Origin of the sequence: Pediococcus ethanolidurans, assembly GCF_001437405.1 — a bacterium.
Classification (GTDB): Bacteria; Bacillota; Bacilli; order Lactobacillales; family Lactobacillaceae; genus Pediococcus; species Pediococcus ethanolidurans.
Map to the genome: position 1 here is coordinate 1 of NZ_JQBY01000053.1, position 1,779 is coordinate 1,779.

Sequence of the window (1,779 nt, forward strand, 5' to 3'; positions counted from 1 at the left end):
GTAGACCTTTGAAAACTGAACAAAGTTTCGACGAAACAAAATGTGTAGGGTCTTCAAATGAAAATTTTGAAGCAAACAATTTGCGAAGTCAATTCGCTTTAAACAATGAAACAACAAATGAGCTTGTTAAAACTCAAGTATAATATGAGAGTTTGATCTTGGCTCAGGATGAACGCTGGCGGCGTGCCTAATACATGCAAGTCGAACGCACTTTCGTTAATTGATTTTGAGATGCTTGCATCGAAGATGATTTTAACTATAAAGTGAGTGGCGAACGGGTGAGTAACACGTGGGTAACCTGCCCAGAAGTGGGGGATAACACCTGGAAACAGATGCTAATACCGCATAACAAAATTAACCGCATGGTTGATTTTTAAAAGATGGCTTCGGCTATCACTTCTGGATGGACCCGCGGCGTATTAGCTAGTTGGTGAGATAAAGGCTCACCAAGGCAGTGATACGTAGCCGACCTGAGAGGGTAATCGGCCACATTGGGACTGAGACACGGCCCAGACTCCTACGGGAGGCAGCAGTAGGGAATCTTCCACAATGGACGCAAGTCTGATGGAGCAACGCCGCGTGAGTGATGAAGGCTTTCGGGTCGTAAAACTCTGTTGTTGGAGAAGAACGTGTGTGAGAGTAACTGCTCATGCAGTGACGGTATCCAACCAGAAAGCCACGGCTAACTACGTGCCAGCAGCCGCGGTAATACGTAGGTGGCAAGCGTTATCCGGATTTATTGGGCGTAAAGCGAGCGCAGGCGGTCTTTTAAGTCTAATGTGAAAGCCTTCGGCTTAACCGAAGAAGTGCATTGGAAACTGGGAGACTTGAGTGCAGAAGAGGAGAGTGGAACTCCATGTGTAGCGGTGAAATGCGTAGATATATGGAAGAACACCAGTGGCGAAGGCGGCTCTCTGGTCTGCAACTGACGCTGAGGCTCGAAAGCATGGGTAGCGAACAGGATTAGATACCCTGGTAGTCCATGCCGTAAACGATGAATGCTAAGTGTTGGAGGGTTTCCGCCCTTCAGTGCTGCAGCTAACGCATTAAGCATTCCGCCTGGGGAGTACGACCGCAAGGTTGAAACTCAAAAGAATTGACGGGGGCCCGCACAAGCGGTGGAGCATGTGGTTTAATTCGAAGCTACGCGAAGAACCTTACCAGGTCTTGACATCTTCTGCTAACCTAAGAGATTAGGCGTTCCCTTCGGGGACGGAATGACAGGTGGTGCATGGTTGTCGTCAGCTCGTGTCGTGAGATGTTGGGTTAAGTCCCGCAACGAGCGCAACCCTTATTATTAGTTGCCAGCATTAAGTTGGGCACTCTAGTGAGACTGCCGGTGACAAACCGGAGGAAGGTGGGGACGACGTCAAATCATCATGCCCCTTATGACCTGGGCTACACACGTGCTACAATGGACGGTACAACGAGTTGCGAGACCGCGAGGTTTAGCTAATCTCTTAAAACCGTTCTCAGTTCGGACTGCAGGCTGCAACTCGCCTGCACGAAGTTGGAATCGCTAGTAATCGCGGATCAGCATGCCGCGGTGAATACGTTCCCGGGCCTTGTACACACCGCCCGTCACACCATGAGAGTTTGTAACACCCAAAGCCGGTGGAGTAACCTTCGGGAGCTAGCCGTCTAAGGTGGGACAGATGATTGGGGTGAAGTCGTAACAAGGTAGCCGTAGGAGAACCTGCGGCTGGATCACCTCCTTTCTAAGGATATTTAGAAACGGAAACCTACACATTGTCGAAACTTTGTTTAGTTTTGAGAGGT

Annotated in this window: 1 rRNA gene; it reads left to right on the forward strand. The window is 49.4% G+C overall.

What is annotated here, in order from left to right:
- Nucleotides 1–140: 140 nt before the first annotated feature.
- Nucleotides 141–1,718, forward strand: a 16S ribosomal RNA gene (locus IV87_RS10765).
- Nucleotides 1,719–1,779: the final 61 nt, after the last annotated feature.